This window comes from Coleofasciculus sp. (genome assembly GCF_046565525.1).
GTDB lineage: Bacteria > Cyanobacteriota > Cyanobacteriia > Cyanobacteriales > Coleofasciculaceae > Coleofasciculus.
Genome location: NZ_JBKHUP010000138.1, coordinates 1 through 17,741, shown reverse-complemented (window position 1 = coordinate 17,741; position 17,741 = coordinate 1). Strand labels below are relative to the sequence as shown.

The window sequence follows — 17,741 nt, the reverse complement described above, 5'->3', positions numbered from 1 at the left end:
TTTTCTATTCTGCGCATGAAAACTTCTACTTTTCCCCTTCAAATTAGCTTCTCAAATTAGTTTGTGAGAAATGCGGGGATTGCACTTCCTGATATTCTTGTATCCCCCAGATATGTGAAGATCCCCGGATTACTGATTATCTGGGGAGCTAATGTTTTCCAACTAATCCGATTTGACCCAATCGGTAGGGAGTTCGTCTGACAGCCTTTGCCCAGTAAGGGTTTCAGCCGCTGAATCGACACCACTGCTGAAATTATAACCTACCCTCCCAAAAATTGAACAAAACACACACCTCAAACCCTCTCCCAGTAAGCCATCGACACCACTCAACGGGAAATATAGGGTTTCAGCTATTTGGTAAGTGGTGTCGATTAGTTGATTCAATCGCCGTCAACCTCCTTAAAATTACCACGATCGCTCTTCGTGTGCGGAAAGCTTTTTTCGTGTCCGATAGAACTACTCTCACGTATCGCACTCCCTATCAAAACCCGTAAAATCCCCAATCAGACAGCGTTTCAGGTTTCGGGTAAAGTAGCGATCGCTCTCCTAGTCTCCTCACCTCAGAGATTTGTAGCCCACCCTAACGACTAATTTTATCCAAGCTTGGCGCAGAATTTTCTGCTTGTCTGGGGGATTGGTTTTAATTTGCTGGAGCAATTCACGGGTATTCATCCACTGATACTGATAGATTTCTGCTAAGTTCGGCTGAATTATCGCTTTACTATCAGCAATGATAAGTGCGGCAAAATAAGCTTTTCCTATCATTCTATTTTTGTCTACCCACCCGCGCATAGAGTAGATTAAGTCACGTTCGTCTCGGCGATATTCCGGGAATAAACGCTTGCCTAACCAAATACTACGTCGAAATTGAATTTGCAATTCGGTTAGTCCCAATTCTGTCTTCAAGCAACGCATTGAAGCGGTTTTGGGAGTATCTTCTAGATGCAGTCCTTCTTGGGGAGGCATCCAGATAGACTGATCCTGAAACGGCTGCACTAACAGATATTTCTTTTCTAGATCAGTCGATTGAATGATACAGATAACCTCTGGACGAAATCCGGTTAAATGGAGGCGATACTTCTGGTTAAAAACCCATTTGTATCCGAGTCGCAACCAGTCGAGATCTAAGTTCATAGCCTATCCCCGCCACAATCAGGATTTCTTCTAAGCTATCTGCTTGTTAGAAAAGGGGGCTTCCAACTGAAATAGGGAACAGGGAATAGGGAATAGGGAATTTTAACCCAATCGGTAGCTCTACGTAGGGTGGGCATTGCCCACCTACCGTTTCCAACTAATCCGATTTAACCCAATCGGTAGGGACCCCTTTGGAGCTACACTACAATTGTTAGACGGAGTAAGGTTTCCAACTAATCCGATTTAACCCAATCGGTAGGGACGAAAAAACCACAATGGAAACATCTTAGACTACAATGTTTCCAACTAATCCGATTTAACCCAATCGGTAGGGAGTTCGTCTGACAGCCCTTACCCCATAAGGGTTTCAGCGTTCGACTGAGCGCTCACGCCGAAGTCCGCCGAATCGACGCATCTCTTAAAAGTGTAACATTTCCTCCCCAAAATTGACTCCAACACATACCTCAAACCCTCTCCCAGTAAAGCATCGACGCATCTCAACGAAAAATATAGGGTTTCAGCGATTTGCCGAGATGCGTCGATGAACATCTGAAAATTGCCCTCAAACCTAGATACCATAATACTTTGACTGGATTTGAGTAATGCTTGTAGTGGCGTGGCACACCTTAATTGGTGGATTAGAATTGTAGGGGCGCAAGGACTTGCGCCCAGTTTAACCCTAAGCGAAGTCGAAGGGTTAAACGTCAAATCTATTCCACAATTTTAGCTGTGTCAGTCCAGTAGTGGCGTGGCACACCTTATTTGATGAATTAAGCATTAGCCGCGAAACCGTAGGGGCGCAAAGACTTGCGCCCGATTCAATGGTCAAAAATTAATCGAACATCTCAATGATAAAATACCTGAACAACCGACAAAGCAAGCTACCTAACACCAGGCAATACAAAATCAACCGCTAAATTATCTTAAGAGGTCAAGATGGCTTTCAGCAATTATAAAGATATCAGTTCAGTTCTCAAAGAATTTCAAATCACCTACACTGAAGCTAATTTCATGGAAGAGATTGAGTTTAGTATCCCTGATTACTTCAGTGAAGACTTACAAACCGTTATGCAGGATGGAGTCCCCAACGCTTCAGAATTTTCGATTTGTGAGAATCTAATTTATCCAATCCTTAAGGAAGTGTGGAAATGCTATCGGAGGAACTTTGTTTTGTGGGGACATAAATCCTTAATCTATGATCAGAATCTTTCTGGGTTTCCTGAGTATATTTTGGCGAAACGCTCCCCACTAGGGAAGGTCGTATTTGACAAGCCTTATTTTCTATTAGTTGAAGCAAAACAAGATAAGTTTGCTGAAGGGTGGGCGCAGTGCCTTGCCGAAATGGTGGCAGCGCAAAAGTTGAATGATGAACTGCCTATAACTGTATTTGGAATTGTCTCCAATGGTGAAAAATGGGAATTTGGCAAGTTAGAAAATGATAAACTAACTAAAACTATACAACCTTATACAATCTATCAGCTAGACCGACTCTTTGCTGCTGTAAACTATGTTTTCAAAGAATGTGAATCACAACTCAATGAGCTAGTTGCTGCTTAACCAGATATCCCTCTTTCAACAGTTACAGCGCTTGGCGCTGTAATAAAGTACAGTCGATCAAAGTCCCCCTTTTTAAGGGGGATTTAGTAGAGACGTTCCGCCGGAACGTCTCTACTAAATGGGAGATTGTGTAGTTTTTGTTACGGTTTTTGGGAGATTATAGTATCGATTTTGATTTCTGGACTGGCGCTCTAGATTGCCGATGGTCTGGGGGTAAAGAGTTTACTGTATTAGTTTTGGGAATTTTTGGGTGAGTAAAGCGCTGACGGTAGTTTACTTACGTGAAACTCCCCGGATTGCTGATTATCTGGGGAGCTAATATTTTCCACTAATCCGATTTAACCCAGTCGGTAGGGATGCAGACAGGAATTGATGACACTATTGCTACGATCCAGTTTCCAACTAATCCGATTTGACCCAATCGGTAGGGTGCGTATCTTGGTAAAACCTACTACTACAGAAGTTAGTTTCCAACTAATCCGATTTGACCCAATCGGTAGGGAGTTCGTCTGACAGCCCTTACCCAGTAAGGGTTTCAGCAGCCGAATCGACGCATCTCCAAAAAGTCTAACATATCCTGCCAAAAATTGACTCCAACACATACCGCAAACCCTTACCCTGTAAGCCATCGACACCACTCAACGAAAAATATAGGGTTTCAGCGATTTGCCGAGATGCGTCGATGAACATCTGAAAATTCCCCTCAAACCTAGAACCCATAATACATTGACGGGATTCGAGTGCTGTTTGACTTCACCAAAGCCGCCGAAACCCTTCAGGTTCAGTATCAAGGAAATCCAAAAAATCATTACACTTATCTGAATCATCCGGGAAAATCGTCAGCAGTTCCAAATAATTAGGCGTACTCCTAGGTTTCTTCTTCCCTGGATTCTTGGGATTATCCACCAACTTCACCACCGGATACATCCGATGCCATAGTCTTCCCACTTGACTAATTTGCCCCGTCACCGAACTTTGCCTAATACTCTTTTCAGCTTCCCTGAATCGGTGATTCTCTTTTTGATAAGGTTCGTGCAACCACTTCAGCGCCACAGAATCTTCTGCACCCTCCGCCAATCGTCCCCATACTTCCACACAATCCGGATGCCATGCTTCCCGCCAGTTGGCATGATTCCTTTCATCGGGTTCTATTCCCTGCAACTGCATCCATTCTGAAGCAATTTGCCTTACCTGATTAATAAACCGCCCAACTTGATTTAAACGGGAAACCTTAGCCCCATAAGTTAATGACTTTTCGTCCCATTGCCAATGACACCCGATCAGGGGTTTTCTACGATTATAATACTCTTCATAAAATAGTCGATGATCTGCCCGTCGCCACGACTTGCCAAACCCGCCAAATAGCAAAGCAAACCGCATGAAGGCTTGCAACAGTTTTTTCAAGGTTTGCTGCTTGATTTCATCCAATTGGCGAGGCGACATTAATAACCAACGTAACTCCCCAGCCACTTCATAGGTGGGTTCACCATACCCATCGGTAAATGTACCCAGGTTTAAAGCCGATGTTTTAAACGCACAGGTTAATAACCCCTGCGTTCCGCCATCGTTCACTCCCCCAAACAAATTTTCGACTAACTTCTCCGCTGTCTTATTATCCGTTAACCCGCCAAAAATTCGCAAGGCGTGTCCCCGTAAACTCCCTCGAAACAGATTAGGACGAAATTCCTTTTCCCCACCAATTAATTGAGGTGCCTGCCCTTCTCCTTTCAAAAATGCCTTGTACAGTTGTTCCCCTTGAATCGGAATCGGATAATCCTCCTCTCCTGACTCCGTTAATCGCACTTTGGGTAATCCATACCCACTACTGGTGCGACAGCCAATTCCATACCCTAACGCCTGTTCCCAAATTGCCCAAACTTCTTCCCAATCGGTATCCGGTAACTGGCTAGAAATACCAAATTGAATCGCGGGTTCCGACAGGGAAATTAAAGCAAATCCTGTCTCATTACTTGGTTTTTGACCCGTGTTATGAGTCTGCACCTGCCATTTCTGCTGGGGGTGAACAATATCGACTAAATTTTGTTTCCAATCATTCACCGGATAACCGCCATGAAAGCGCAATAAACTCGGTTCATCGCTATTTTTAGTCAAGCGGTAGCGTTGCTTTTGTTCTGAGGTACAAGCTTGACAAAACAATCCTTTCATGCTGCTACCGGGATAAAAGGGCAACCCAAACGCACCCAGCGCCGGGAAAATAATTCCCTCAAATTGTCCGCCATTGGTGACAAACCGCCATTGCATTTTATAGGTTCTAGCTGCAACAGTTTTCCCTAAATCAGGCGGGTGGGGATAGACTTCTTGCGTCCACTCAGACGCCCATCGTTGGGAGTCTTGTACCTCAGCATTTTGATCGATGTATTGAAGTTGCGATCGCCCTTTTACTTGCGCTTGAAACATTAACGGCACTAAGTTGCCAGCATTGGGAATATTAACCATGTTGAATTCTCCTTAAAAAATGGTTAAAGGGAATGGGGAACAGTTGAGATTAGGGAACAGGGAACGGGGAACGGGGAACGGGGAATGGGGGAGATGGAACGTCTTTGGTAGGGGCGGGTTTTACTTTTAACGCTTCGCTTTCACCTGGATATGACTAAACCCGCCCCGACTAAATAACGAATGACGAATGACGAATGACTTAATTCTCTTCATCACTAGGCAAATCACCGGGTCCCTTATACCGCTGTGTCCACCAGACGATCGCGTCGCATAATTGAGTCAGTACGGCTAAGATAATTCGCTGATCTTCGACAGTAATTGACCATAATTTCCCCGCCATCGCTTTCACCGTGTTAGGATGTCTCAAATCAACCGAATCATTGGGAATTTCTATCCCTCCTGGTTGCATAATCCGAACTAAAGCATCCCAAGTCGCTTTCCAATATTGACCTTTACAGTCAAATTCATCACCGTTTCTCTTCGATCTTCCCTGCAAGCGCAAATGTTCTCCCCAAAATCGCTCTAACCCATACGCCACCGCTTCCCGCATCTTAAACGATTGATTTAAGGATTTGCGATCGCGTTGTCTGGCTTCTAATACCAATGTTTGAGCAATTTGGTCTAAACTGTGAAACTCCCGCCCATTTTCTACTAAACTATAGTATTTCCAAGCCATTGGCTTAAACCTCCTGTTTTTCAGTCTCAGTTTTCTGCTGGGAAAATGCTTCCCCTGCTAGAGTCACATTACAGCGACCAAATCCAATCGATTCCAACCCACCAAAATAAAGTTCTTGGGAATAAGCCTTATTCGCTTCTGGTTCGCCAAAAGGTTTCCATCCCAGTTGTTTTAATGCCACCGGAAACACTAAAATACTCCCCACGGGTAAAGCTTCCACATTAAAAAATGCCCCCGTTTTAGTATCCACTTTCTTCATGTCATCTAGCATCTTAATCCGGCTTTGTCGATACAGTGCCATGTCATGCAATAGGGCGATATCATTGTCATCAACCACAACCAATTGCTTAACCTGCAAATCTGCTCCCACGGGTATCCAATCCGCTAAACTTTCCTGGTGTTCAATTCCTAAAAAACCCAGGTTAAAGAATAACACTTTTTCAGTGGTTCCGGGGACAACACGGGCTTTTAACTCCGGATCAGCCGTGTAAGGTTCGGGAACTTTGGCGTTAATTTCAGCAATTTTTTTATAACGTTTCAGCAGGGATGGGCAGCTAACCCAGACAATCGGTTGTCCTGGACAAAATACAGGCAACCAAACTAAAGTGGCATATTCAAACTTGACTAAGGCTTCAGTTGTACCGCCATCTTTTTGGTCAGGAACAGCTTCATGACCATACCAAATTGCCACATCACCCTGGCGGGATTCGGTGCCGTTGTCTGTCGAAGGATTCCGCATATCTGCCCGAAATCGTCCCCGAATTGAACTGCCTGGAATTATCCCGGTTTGGGTAAATTGATCGCGAAAAATCAAATTCAAATTTCCCGTTTCTTCCCCTGCACTTGCTCCCACATGAAGGGGGGCTTGGGTTTCTATAATGCCGTAAGCTTTCTTGTACATGGTTAATTCTCCAAAAGATTTAAATCCAAAACTATTACATAGGTAACGCTAATCCACATCCCCAACGTTTATAGGAATACCCCTCATCAGGAAACCAAGATTTATCCCAGTTAAACCAAGGGTGGGGAATCTCTTTTTCCAACACATAAACCGTTCCCGCCGGCACTGCATAACGTCCCCTAGCGAGGCGTTTAGTGTCACCTGTTCCCCCTAAGCGATAGCGAAAAGGACGAGGACGTTCGGTGAAAATTTGGGCATTTTCCCATTCCGGTGCTGTTATCCAGTCCTCTTCTTTCCTAATAGTGGGAAATCGGTAAGAAAAGCGATTGGAACCCCACACCGCAGGCGTAATTAGGGCAAAATTATTTCCCACAGGTTTTCCCAATAAATCTAACAGGGTTTTATCGGTAATTGGCTGACAGTTTACCTCGACTAAATGTCCTTCACCACCAAACCGATACCACCCTTCATCAATGGGAGTATTGGTTAAATACACTAAACAGGTGTCGGGATGCATTTGAATTGAATTCTCCAAAAACAAACTTCCCTGTTCAGAATTGGCATCAACTCGACGTTGTTCGGTTTCTAGACGTGGGTGTAAATGAGGTAAATATTGCCAAGGCGTTTCAGAAACAGTTTCCGCTTTCTCCCATTCGTTAATCGGTAGCCACGTTTTCGTCTCAAATTTACCGGGTTTGAGGGGGTGCCATTGTTGGGTTTCGCTGTTCCAGGTTAATTTTTCGATGATTTCCCCTTGACGAATTTTCTCCTCTTCTTGCGGGGGATTCATTTCAGCTAAATAATTAAAGGGAGTGGGAACATAGAAGTTTTGGGGATTCTCAGTACCCGCCCAAAAGGGTCCAGCTAGGGTTAAATCGGGTAAGTCTAATCGTTGGGTTGTTTCCCCTCTTTTATTAGTTCCAGGTTGACTATATTTAGCCGCATATAATCCCGATACTGTTGCTGCACTAGGCGGAAAGCTATTTCCAGAACGCCCCACTAGGTTATCGGGGGAAAGAAAGGGACCTGCACTGCCATAGAGAAAACCAAGCGGTTGGATAATAATTAAGTGACTAAACATCATCATCTAAGTTGGTAGAGTTAAGAATTCTCGGTTCCTGAGGAGGACAAATGAAAGCCAACTTTAGCCAAGTTAATCACCCAGTTGTTTAATGCCTTAATGTTTTGCTTTTCTTGGGCATCGGGTTGATTCCCTAAAATCCCCGTTCTCGGTTGATTATCAGTATCCGAGGTATCCCACAGATGAGTTTCTAAACACTGGCGATTTTGGCAGTTAAAGTAAAGCTCAAACAAGCCCAGGGCAATTTGAGTTTGACCCTGAAAAGCATGGCGCGATTCTAGCGTAGCAACATCATTATAAAAATGTGTCCAGTTGGGGGTTTTATTATTCCCCTTTGGCTTTTGTTTCAGCGAAACTAAGGTATCTCCCTCTCTGTCTTGATAGCTTTCTAGAAATTGTTGCAAACACCACCAAGGACAAACCCATTCCAGGTAATTGCCACTATTAAATAGAATCCGAATAGCGAGGCGATCGCGTCCCTTACTTTTGGCTGATTTTTCTGCTTCTCGACAGTGTTGTAGCACATCTCGTTGGGGGACGCCAGGGGCTGCCCAAACTAAGCCGACACTCACGGTAATCTTTTGTTTATGTTGTTGCCAAATTTGGGGGAATTGATAAAACCAATTGAGGCAGTCTTGAGGTGTTAATTTCGGTTGATTTTGATCGGGACTTCGGTAGAGAACACCGAGAAAATCATCCCCTCCGGCATAAATAATCCGTCCATCAGCATCTAAATTCCGCCGTTTGACTCGCTCTGCTTGAGTCGGGGGTAAATGATACTTGAGATTTTTGCCCCATTCCATCATCGCTTGGCTAAAGGTGTGGAGAGAGTTGGCTTCATCTTCCCCTTTTTCTTTTAACTGGCGCAGATACTCACCAATTTTATCCCCGTCTCCTTGAAAGTATCCTGCCCATAATTTATTGTCAAATCGGTTTAAGTCAACAAAGCTTTGGGGGATTTCAATACTCGGCAGATCTTTTTCAAAAATAAATTGATTAGCAATGGCATCTAAGGTGATTAACCGTTTAATCAGTTCCGGAATACTTAAGCGTTCGGAAGGATCGAGAATGGATTCTCCTAAGTTCTGGCTCAGTTGGTGGTAAAATTGATTAATATCCTGGGTTTGTTTAGCTATGCTAGAGTGAAGGGGATGGGTTTCATCGGTCATCCGAGGGTAGGCGATCGCTCCCGTTCCCGATAGCGTTGAACTTTCTCCTTGCCAGTTAATGGCTGTCCAATTTCGTTGAGTTTTAATTTGATTCAGTTTACGGCGAGCATGAGTAATTAGGGTAACCTTTTCTGGCGTAATTCCAGTTGCTTTGGCTTGCCTCAATTCTTCCTCTGCTTTGGCTTGAATCTGACTTAATTCTTCCTCGGTACTTTGCGTCCAAAAAAACTCCCAGGCATGATTTGACCAAGCATTCCATTCCCGTTGCCAGGTATAAGTAAAGGTGTTTAAGGTTTGCTCGATATATTGACGACAGGTTTCTACAACTGTTTTCCAAGCCTGATTAAAAGCCGCTTCAGCTATATTTTCAGGAAAATTCCCGGCAATAATAATTTGGTTGGGAGTGCCTTGAGTCACATTGATTAAGGCTGGAGAGACAACTTGACAGTCATCCTGTTTTTCAGCCGCATAACAAATTGCACAAGCTAAATAAGAAAGGATAAAAGAACTGCCGTATAAATCCCGCAGTTTAAGCGATTTCTCAATGAAACCCTGCACGGGAGCAAAAGTAATCACGGTGTAACAGTTTGTGTGCATAAACCAGTCCTCTGTAGGTGGACTTTCATTTAACGGTTGAGATTAGGGAACAGTATCGTAGTATCGTAGGGTGGGCAATGCCCACCAGCCTTAAGTTGAAGTTGGAGGTGCAACATTGCCGTTTGCACGTTTTGATTGCTGATGCCAACAGTATACAGGTAACTGGAAGACCCCTTTTCCAAAGACTGACACTCCTGGCAATTTGAGGACTCGACAGACAAAACGTCTCAATCCCCGCAAAAATAGCAACCACAACTCCCCAAATACTCAGGATTCGTCTTATGCCAATTCGACCCTGGAAATTCATAAATCCAGTCAAGTCCATTATCGGCATCCACAAAACCACTGACAAGACCGTGGATAACCCCAACTCCCGTACTCGCACACAGGCTATTTAACCAAAATACCGCTGGATCACTGATGCCTTCTACATACCCGACTCGATTAGCCAGATGATGAATCTCGTCAGCAGCAGACTCTAAAGCCGCACGATGCAAGTTAATGATATTGCCACACATCAAACACCACCCACCCCCAATCGGCGGCACGGTGATGCGACAATACATTCGCGGAGTGCGATCGCGTTTGATGTCGATGTGAGTTCCCAGACAGACTAGGGGACGCATATAGTCTAAGGCTAACTCCTGGGCAACTTGCCGGGAGGAATGGTTATCCGTGGCGACGACAATCAAATCAGCCGCCGCGACTTCCCGTTTCGCGGTTTCATCGGTAATCGATGCTGGGATAGCTTTGACGTGAGAACCCGTGGCATAAATGCGTTTAATTAGGTGCTTGACATAGTGGACTTTGTACCACTGCTGACTTGCCATATCCTGAGTCGCAGCCGGGAGGCGATTCAGGTTCACGGCTTCGATTTGATCTGGGTCAATGAATACCCATTTTTTCACCCCTAAACGCCCCAGCAGTTCGGCAAAAATTGCCCCAATACCCCCACAGCCGATTAAAGCAACGGTAAGTTCACCCAGTTGGTTTTGCACCTGTTCACCAAAAACCTGTTGACGGGCAAACATTAAGTCTGTCTGATGGGGAATATTAACATCTGGGGTGAGTTCAAACCAGGATTGAGAACAGTTAATCGGCTCAAATGACTGTCCTTTTCTGTCCCAGATGCGGAATTGAGACTGTTGTAAGGTTTCGTCAAACACTCCAGAGATTAAACGCGGCTTTTTGGGGAAGTGAGATGAAAGAAACCGAGCATATTCTGATTCATAATGGTCATCCACGCTAGAAAATTCGGGTTTGCCTGATTCAGCATGGGTATGAATATGAACCACATCGAGTTTTTCTTTTGCCAGAAACGTCTCGATTAAGTAGTAGTGAAAGTCTTGTTTAATCACTAATCCACTGGCTGATTGGCGTTCGTAACAATCGGCAGAGGGGACAACCCACGCTTGAGGCAGATATCTAATTTGGTGTTTGGATACCTGATGACGTTTGCAGAATAAAAAGCCAATCACTTCCTCATTCGTGGTGCGAGCATCGAGCATAGCGCGGTAAAATTGATGCCACATTTTGGGTGGGATGTGCAGGGACATTTGGGGTGATTTTTTTGAATGGTTCATAAGTTTTTCAGGAAAGCTAAGTAGGTGGACACAATTAGCGTGAACGGTTGAGATTAGGGAATAGGGAACAGTAAGAGGAAAGAGGGCGATTTACTTGCACTTAATGAGCGTGCTGTTTTTTTGTTCGACTACTTAGGAATGAAGTGTGTTTCATCAGTTAGGGTTCAGAGGGGCGAAAGTTTTAGGTTCGGTAACATCTTGCATCAGTCCATTCATCCGCCGTGGAATTAATTCCACGGCTCATAGCTCAAGTCCATTGAAATGGACTGAAAATTCGCGTCATACTCCCGACAGCTTTCCCCTATTTAGTCCTCTTAAGAGGACTTTAGCTATTAGCCAGGGATTTGAATCCCTGGCGGGTCATCGGGTGGCTTATGTATTCTGGCTCCTGACTCCCTTTCAACGGTATTAATCGCGTGGCGTGCGGTGACAAATAAAGTCGCCAAATTATGTCCTTGTTCAGGTTGGCGACTAGGACGCCAAGCATTCAGCCATCGGTCTCGATTAAATCCACCCCCTAGTCCAACGCAGTACCAATACCAGCCTTCTTCACTTAAAAACGGTGCGCCATAATAACTTTGGTGAGTGAAGTGATGGTCGCCCTGTCCTACTGTATTCCACGGGTAGTTAAGATAGCAGCCAATTGGCGGAAGACGCGGGTAATCGGGGGGAAGTAGGAACAAGACATCTGTGTTAGAAACTCGGAATTTTCGAGAGGATAAGGGCATTCCTTTGATCAGGAGTGCGGTATATTGAACGCCACCAATGGTTTTGCTACCAACGAGTACCGTCTTTGCCACTTTCTCCAAGAGTTTGAGTTCAGCTAAGAGTCTCGTACTGGGTTGAAAATTAGTTTCACCGGGATTAATTGTAACTGTCATTTTTTCCTTTATCCTTTTACTATTTTGGGAACTGTCCAAACTTTAGAGCCTTCTTTCAGGGCTTCGTTTTCTTTGAGGGGTTTAGTGCCGCCAAATCCCTCTTCCATGACATCATCATTGCCAATTTCTGGGAAGTTCGTTCTCAAGTCTTCAACGGTTGCGCCATTGGGTAAATCGACTAATTTACCGTTAATAACTGCTCTCATTGTCGGCTCCTTGATTGGGTTAACTTTAGTTGAGTTAATGTATTCTTCATTAACAGGTTGCGATTCATCTAATTGAGATAATCGCCATTTTTGGATGCGCTGGAAAATTGCTTTCATTGCCATCTCCTTGATTTGAAAAGGGAACAGGGAAAGGGGAACGGGCAACAGGTAAGAAAATTTGTGTACATCACAAGTCAGAGAAATGCTATAAATTAAGGAACTTGTATCCTTTATCGTCGGGGCTAGTTCTTTCCCTATTCCCTATTCCCTATTCCCTATTCCCTATTCCCTATTCCCTATTCCTTATTCCCTGTTCCCTATTCCGGGTTTAGTTAAGACACTCTCTACTGGAGAATTGACCTGTTTTGCTGGAAATTGGTCATAATTAAATCCTAAGAAAACCGACCAACTGGCTAGACCAATAGCCGCTAAAATTGTTGTCGATAGAATGCGGCTATAAAGTCGTTCTAGTTTTTGTAAAGACAGTTGAACGGAACCCATCTGTCGAAGATAGTCTGTTTTGTCTTTTTCACTCATCGCTGTCATCTGTTGTTCCAATTGTTCAAACTGTTGAGTGAGATGTTCAATTTTTTGCTGGAGTTTATCGAACTCGGATATTTCTTCGGCGATTAATTTACCATTGAAAGTCTGCATCATTTTCCGGGGATGAATTGAGGTCAGTTTAGAAAAAATCGGGCGATAGGTGGCAAGGTAATTAGATAATAGATTCATGGCTTGTATGGATGGCATCCATTGCCATGACGATATCAATGTTGGTTTCGTAGTCATCGCCTTTGGTTTTGCCTTCTTTTTGTACGACTAAGAAGCCGTTGCTTTTTGCCCAATAGATGAATTTTTCTTTGGTTTTACGTTGTTCTTCAAACCGCTCCCTGGCTGGAGGTAATCCGACGTAAATGACCATTTCAATTAGTTCTCGACCTTCTCTGGGGTTAGCGAGGTAGTCGCGGACTTTTTGCCAGTCCAGCCTGCGGTTAAAGCTTTGTGCGGCTAGGAAGGTATTGTCACTATCGGCAAGAATGAGTACCCGACGATTTGTTTCCATAGATGTTTGGCATCCTTTGCTTGTTTGTTACTCGTATTAAAACCTATGGCTGGAAGAGGGGTTTTCTTTAAGAAGAAGGGAATGGGGAATAGGGAACGGGGAATGGGGAATGGGGATCAGAATTTAAACCTTAATGTCAACAACTGCAAAACCGTTGTAATGCGAGCCAGCAAGCTCGCTACCCCTTCTCAATTTAAATGTGTGTCATTTTCGGTCTTAGGTTTTAGGTTAGGGATACATTCCCACCCACCTACCTGCTACCCCCTCACTGTTTGCTTTAACCTTTATCGTTGAGTGCAGCTTGGTATTATGATTAATGCGGTAATCGCGCTCTTGCTGATGGAAGGCTGATGGCAAAACTCTACTATCGAGGCATGGCAGAAGAAAACGGTAAACCCAAAGTGGGACGTAGCGCTCGGTTATTGGGAGTCAGACCTGGCATTGATATTGATGTTGAACAAATGCCTAGAGATTGGTTGGATGAACAAGGATTCCTGCGACCAGAAGCAGAACGCAATCCTTTGTTGGGTGAGCCTGTAGCTGTAGCCATCAGAAATACCAAAGGAATGTCTGTCTCGCTTTCAATTGAAGGTTTGCCAGCATTCCGCAAACCGACAATGTTTGGAGGAACGGGAAAAGACCCTCTTTGGCAAATTGATGATTGCCAAATTACTGAAGTGCTTGAAGCTGTCCAAGATAGCGCCACCCACGTTAGCATTCTGCCAAAGGCTACAATGCTGTTGGAGAAGTACGAAGCGGCACTGGCAAGTACCCAGAACGATTGGCAAAAAGTTTAAACGAGAGCAGGAGAATAGCAATGGCATGGATATTTAGCTTATCGGCTGAATGTGGGGCGCAACAAGCTGTCGCCGAGGAATTTTCCCACCATTTTGACCAAGTTTCCTGGGTTCTCTCCAATGGTAGCCAGTCCCAATGTTGTGTTGGCATTTTTCAAGATATCGAAGAGAACTGGTGGTGTCGAGTTTCTCCAAGTTGTATCAGTGAGGTTGGCATCGATACACCAGAAAGTGCTTATCTGATGACGGAACTCGGTATTCTGCTGTATCAGCGTTTACAGTCGGCTCCAGCGTTTCGTTATGCCTTGGTGGGTGTGGAAGTGGATGAGTTTAGAACTTACACAGAATTGCTAGAATCTTCTTCTACTTCGGCTTTTCCGGGACTGGTTTTGGCTCAAAGGATGGGGGAAGCGATGGAATTGTCTCCAGATTTTCGACCATTCAGTCCGGGATATGTCTGGAAACCCTATGAAGGTGAAATTTATAAGCCGCTGATGGCATCCTCAGAGTTGAAGAACAAGCTGAACGCATTGTTGATGGTGGGGTGAACTTTACCCAACCTAAATGATATCGTGTCCGCTTAAATAGCCATAATTATGACTGATACCAAGTTGCGTTCTATCATGTCATTCTGAGCGAAGCGTGACGCGAAGCGATAGCGTTAGCGAAGCGGTAGCGAGGAACGAGCGTCGGAACGAGCTTTAGAATCTGGACAGATGCTTCGCGTCACTCCGTTTCACTGCGTTTTGCTCAGCATGACAGATTCTACATTAGACTGCAACTTGGTATGACGCTCCAGACGCTCCAGAAATTTTTATCCTGGGTGATGGGTCCGGACATGATATAAGTTAGGAGGACTTACGCAAAGCCTCTATGTGTAGGGTGGGGAGAGCGTAGCGTAACGCACCTTTGCCACTACGAACCAAATCTATTGCACCAAATTAGCTGGGTCATGCCACGCTACTACATTTTGCCATTGTATTGCCCAATACTAATGATTCCCAGTTCAAGGAGTTTTGTGGCGAAGAGTTCAGAGACTTCTTTACTGGGGAATTTTAATATCCTGACGCTAGGAAGCCAAGAGCTATTTCCTAAATACGTCCCAGAATAGTGAGGAAGAATTTCAATCACTTTTTCCATGTTGGATTGCTGGATTAAAAAGAATTCGTGGTACATTATGCCATCTAATTAAAAAGCTACCTAGGCTTATTTTTAACTCCAGGATGGAAAAGGGGTTTTCTTTATTTGTCATTTGGGTTGGGTGAATGTGGCATGGCTAAAGAAAAAGGGTGGGTAATCCCACCCTTCCAACTAATCCGATTTAACCCAATCGGTAGGGCTTGTTTTCACTGGCATTCGTGCTAATGCAGAGGGTTTCCAACTAATCCGATTTAACCCAATCGGTAGGGGGTTGATTGTTCTTCTGCCCTATTCGGTGAATGTGGTTTCCAACTAATCCGATTTGACCCAATCGGTAGGGTCTTACGGTACGATTTTTACCAAACTTTGATTAAATCGTTTCCAACTAATCCGATTTGACCCAATCGGTAGGGTATTTAGTAATTATCAACAAAGCTACACTGAATACACGTTTCCAACTAATCCGATTTGACCCAATCGGTAGGGAGTTCGTCTAGCAGCTCTTACCCAGTAAGGGTTTCAGCCGCCGAATCGACGCATCTCTTAAAAGTCTAACACTTCCTCCAAAAAATTGACTCCAACACATACCTCAAACCCTCTCTCTGTAAAGCATCGACGCATCTCCACGAAAAATATAGGGTTTGGGCGATTTGCCGAGATGCGTCGATGAACATTTGACCATCCCCCTCAAAAACCCCTCAAACCTAGATAACATAATACTTGGGCGGGGGTTGGGGCGCTTCTCCTCCAATCACCAACACCCTTGACACCGCTTCCTGAGATATCCAGTAAAATCGCACATCATCCTCCGCAGGCTTGACTAACTTTTTCACCTTTTCATAAAGCTGGCGCATCTGCTCCAAACTCAAAAAACATTCAAACACAGAAAATTGAACTCGTCGCCCATATCCTTCTAGAAAATTGGACAACTTCGTCCGCCTTTTATCATTAGGAATATCATACACAACAACCACTAACATTGTACTGATAAAGGGGAACGCAAATAACTTTTCCTAGCCATCAAGACCGCGATACAGTTGGGCAATCGCAAATTCCAGGTCAATACTTTTGAGTGAAACGCGATCGCCTGCTCCATAAATAACCGTTTCCCAGGTATTCGCCGAGGTGCGACGACGGCATTCTATGCGCTGACTTTCTTGAAAAATTAAGACATATTCCTTTAAAGATTCAATCTGTCGATAGTCATCAAATTTTTCGCTCAAGTCGAAGGCTTGTGTGCTGGGTGAGAGGACTTCAGCAATTAGTTTGGGATATCGCTTGATGTAGCGGTTATCGCGATCGCGTGGATCACAGGTGACAAACGCATCAGGATAGTAATAAAACTCATCCTGGTAGTTAACTTTCACATTACCGGAGTGAAATCGGCATTCTGAGTCACCTAAATGTAAGTTAATCAGGGTTAGAAGGTTCAGAGCAAGACGATCGTGATTATCTGTACCACCAGCCATAGCATAGACTAAGCCACGCCGATATTCATGCCGAATCTGGTTTTGGTGTTCGATGTCGAGATAGTCTTTAGGACTGATGTAATGTGGGACAGCAATCATGGATTTTGTCTTTGGGTAGCTCTCATTGAGTCTATTGTAGGGCTCAAATCCTATTCTCCCATAAGCTGTCATGCATTTAAATTGGGTATTAGTAGCGAGCAAGATGCTCGCACTACAAGGATTTCACCATTATTGACATTAAGGTTTAAATGCCGAACAGCTTAGGTAACTTTTGACTATTTTTAACTCCAGGATGGAAAAGGGGTTTTCTTTAATTGTCATTTGGGTTGGGTGAATGTGGCACGGCTAAAGCAAAAGGGTGGGATGACCCACCCTTCCAACTAATCCGATTTAACCCAATCGGTAGGGAAGACATTTTCATTAACCCAGCCTGGGATAATGGAAAGTTTCCAACTAATCCGATTTAACCCAATCGGTAGGGTTAATATGTTTCAAGGTTCCCAATCATTATTATAAGGAGGGTTTCCAACTAATCCGATTTAACCCAATCGGTAGGGCGAACTCATAGCCCGGTCTGATTACATAACCTCAGTCAATGTTTCCAACTAATCCGATTTAACCCAATCGGTAGGGACAACAAAACAATAAAGGTTGTTTTTTAACTTAGAATGTTTCCAACTAATCCGATTTAACCCAATCGGTAGGGAGTTCGTCTAGCAGCCCTTACCCCGTAAGGGTTTCAGCCGCCGAATCGACACACCTCCAAAAAGTCTAACACATCCTGCCCAAAATTGACTCCAACACATACCTCAAACCCTGTCCCTGTAAGCCATCGACACACCTCAACGAAAAATATAGGGTTTCAGCTATTTGCCGAGGTGTGTAGATGAAGAACTGAAAATTCCCCTCAAACCTAGATAACATAATACTTTGGCGGAGGTTGGGGCGCTTCTCCCGCATTTCTCACACAAAGAGCGATCGCAAACTCTAAAAGCCTTGGTAGACAGCGATTTGACCTCAGTTAGCTCCT

At 44.3% G+C, this 17,741-nt stretch carries 19 protein-coding genes; 3 read left to right on the top strand and 16 right to left on the bottom strand.

Annotated features, from left to right (window positions below; genetic code table 11):
• Positions 1-162 precede the first annotated feature (162 nt).
• Complete coding sequence (locus ACLGGO_RS31485; RefSeq protein WP_446422259.1) at positions 163-384, bottom strand: hypothetical protein; 222 nt, start codon at positions 382-384, stop codon at positions 163-165.
• Positions 385-555: 171 nt separating this feature from the next.
• Entirely contained in the window at positions 556-1,134 is a 579-nt protein-coding gene (locus ACLGGO_RS31480; protein WP_446422258.1) for an NUDIX domain-containing protein, read from the bottom strand.
• A 936-nt stretch (positions 1,135-2,070) separates the two neighbouring features.
• Here ACLGGO_RS31480 and ACLGGO_RS31475 point away from each other — a divergent pair.
• Positions 2,071-2,691, top strand: coding sequence for a hypothetical protein (locus ACLGGO_RS31475; protein ID WP_446422257.1), 621 nt, complete (start codon positions 2,071-2,073; stop codon positions 2,689-2,691).
• A 338-nt stretch (positions 2,692-3,029) separates the two neighbouring features.
• Here ACLGGO_RS31475 and ACLGGO_RS31470 read toward each other — a convergent pair whose 3' ends face one another.
• From ACLGGO_RS31470 to ACLGGO_RS31420, 11 genes are all read right to left on the bottom strand, one after another.
• Entirely contained in the window at positions 3,030-3,293 is a 264-nt protein-coding gene (locus ACLGGO_RS31470; RefSeq protein WP_446422256.1) for a hypothetical protein, read from the bottom strand.
• 151 nt (positions 3,294-3,444) lie between these two features.
• Entirely contained in the window at positions 3,445-5,148 is a 1,704-nt protein-coding gene (locus tag ACLGGO_RS31465) for a hypothetical protein (RefSeq protein WP_446422255.1), read from the bottom strand.
• A gap of 199 nt (positions 5,149-5,347) precedes the next feature.
• Complete coding sequence (locus tag ACLGGO_RS31460) at positions 5,348-5,824, bottom strand: hypothetical protein (RefSeq protein ID WP_446422254.1); 477 nt, start codon at positions 5,822-5,824, stop codon at positions 5,348-5,350.
• A gap of 4 nt (positions 5,825-5,828) precedes the next feature.
• Positions 5,829-6,725 (bottom strand): RAMP superfamily CRISPR-associated protein, encoded by an 897-nt coding sequence (locus tag ACLGGO_RS31455; RefSeq protein WP_446422253.1) that lies wholly within the window; start codon positions 6,723-6,725, stop codon positions 5,829-5,831.
• A gap of 34 nt (positions 6,726-6,759) precedes the next feature.
• The gene (locus ACLGGO_RS31450) at positions 6,760-7,806 is read right to left on the bottom strand and encodes a type III-B CRISPR module-associated Cmr3 family protein (protein WP_446422260.1); all 1,047 of its coding nucleotides are present in this window, start codon (positions 7,804-7,806) and stop codon (positions 6,760-6,762) included.
• Positions 7,807-7,826: 20 nt separating this feature from the next.
• Positions 7,827-9,572: a Cas10/Cmr2 second palm domain-containing protein gene (locus tag ACLGGO_RS31445; protein WP_446422252.1), complete on the bottom strand. Its 1,746-nt coding sequence runs from the start codon at positions 9,570-9,572 to the stop codon at positions 7,827-7,829.
• A 227-nt stretch (positions 9,573-9,799) separates the two neighbouring features.
• On the bottom strand, positions 9,800-11,155 hold the full coding sequence (locus ACLGGO_RS31440; RefSeq protein WP_446422251.1) for a HesA/MoeB/ThiF family protein: 1,356 nt from the start codon (positions 11,153-11,155) through the stop codon (positions 9,800-9,802).
• A 332-nt stretch (positions 11,156-11,487) separates the two neighbouring features.
• On the bottom strand, positions 11,488-12,036 hold the full coding sequence (locus ACLGGO_RS31435; RefSeq protein ID WP_446422250.1) for a hypothetical protein: 549 nt from the start codon (positions 12,034-12,036) through the stop codon (positions 11,488-11,490).
• A gap of 8 nt (positions 12,037-12,044) precedes the next feature.
• Complete coding sequence (locus ACLGGO_RS31430) at positions 12,045-12,359, bottom strand: hypothetical protein (RefSeq protein WP_446422249.1); 315 nt, start codon at positions 12,357-12,359, stop codon at positions 12,045-12,047.
• 186 nt (positions 12,360-12,545) lie between these two features.
• Positions 12,546-12,992: a hypothetical protein gene (locus ACLGGO_RS31425; protein ID WP_446422248.1), complete on the bottom strand. Its 447-nt coding sequence runs from the start codon at positions 12,990-12,992 to the stop codon at positions 12,546-12,548.
• A complete protein-coding gene (locus ACLGGO_RS31420) occupies positions 12,958-13,305 on the bottom strand; it encodes an NYN domain-containing protein (protein ID WP_446422247.1) in 348 nt (115 codons plus the stop codon). Before ACLGGO_RS31420 ends, ACLGGO_RS31425 begins: the two co-directional genes overlap by 35 nt.
• Before the next feature lie 350 nt (positions 13,306-13,655).
• Between ACLGGO_RS31420 and ACLGGO_RS31415 the strand changes: the two genes are divergently transcribed.
• Entirely contained in the window at positions 13,656-14,102 is a 447-nt protein-coding gene (locus ACLGGO_RS31415; RefSeq protein WP_446422246.1) for a Tse2 family ADP-ribosyltransferase toxin, read from the top strand.
• A gap of 20 nt (positions 14,103-14,122) precedes the next feature.
• On the top strand, positions 14,123-14,650 hold the full coding sequence (locus tag ACLGGO_RS31410) for a hypothetical protein (protein ID WP_446422245.1): 528 nt from the start codon (positions 14,123-14,125) through the stop codon (positions 14,648-14,650).
• A gap of 415 nt (positions 14,651-15,065) precedes the next feature.
• Here ACLGGO_RS31410 and ACLGGO_RS31405 read toward each other — a convergent pair whose 3' ends face one another.
• From ACLGGO_RS31405 to ACLGGO_RS31395, 3 genes are all read right to left on the bottom strand, one after another.
• Entirely contained in the window at positions 15,066-15,242 is a 177-nt protein-coding gene (locus ACLGGO_RS31405; RefSeq protein ID WP_446422244.1) for a hypothetical protein, read from the bottom strand.
• Between the two features lie 704 nt (positions 15,243-15,946).
• A complete protein-coding gene (gene cas2, locus ACLGGO_RS31400) occupies positions 15,947-16,222 on the bottom strand; it encodes a CRISPR-associated endonuclease Cas2 (protein ID WP_446422243.1) in 276 nt (91 codons plus the stop codon).
• A gap of 33 nt (positions 16,223-16,255) precedes the next feature.
• Positions 16,256-16,810, bottom strand: coding sequence for a Uma2 family endonuclease (locus ACLGGO_RS31395; protein WP_446422242.1), 555 nt, complete (start codon positions 16,808-16,810; stop codon positions 16,256-16,258).
• Positions 16,811-17,741 lie beyond the last annotated feature (931 nt).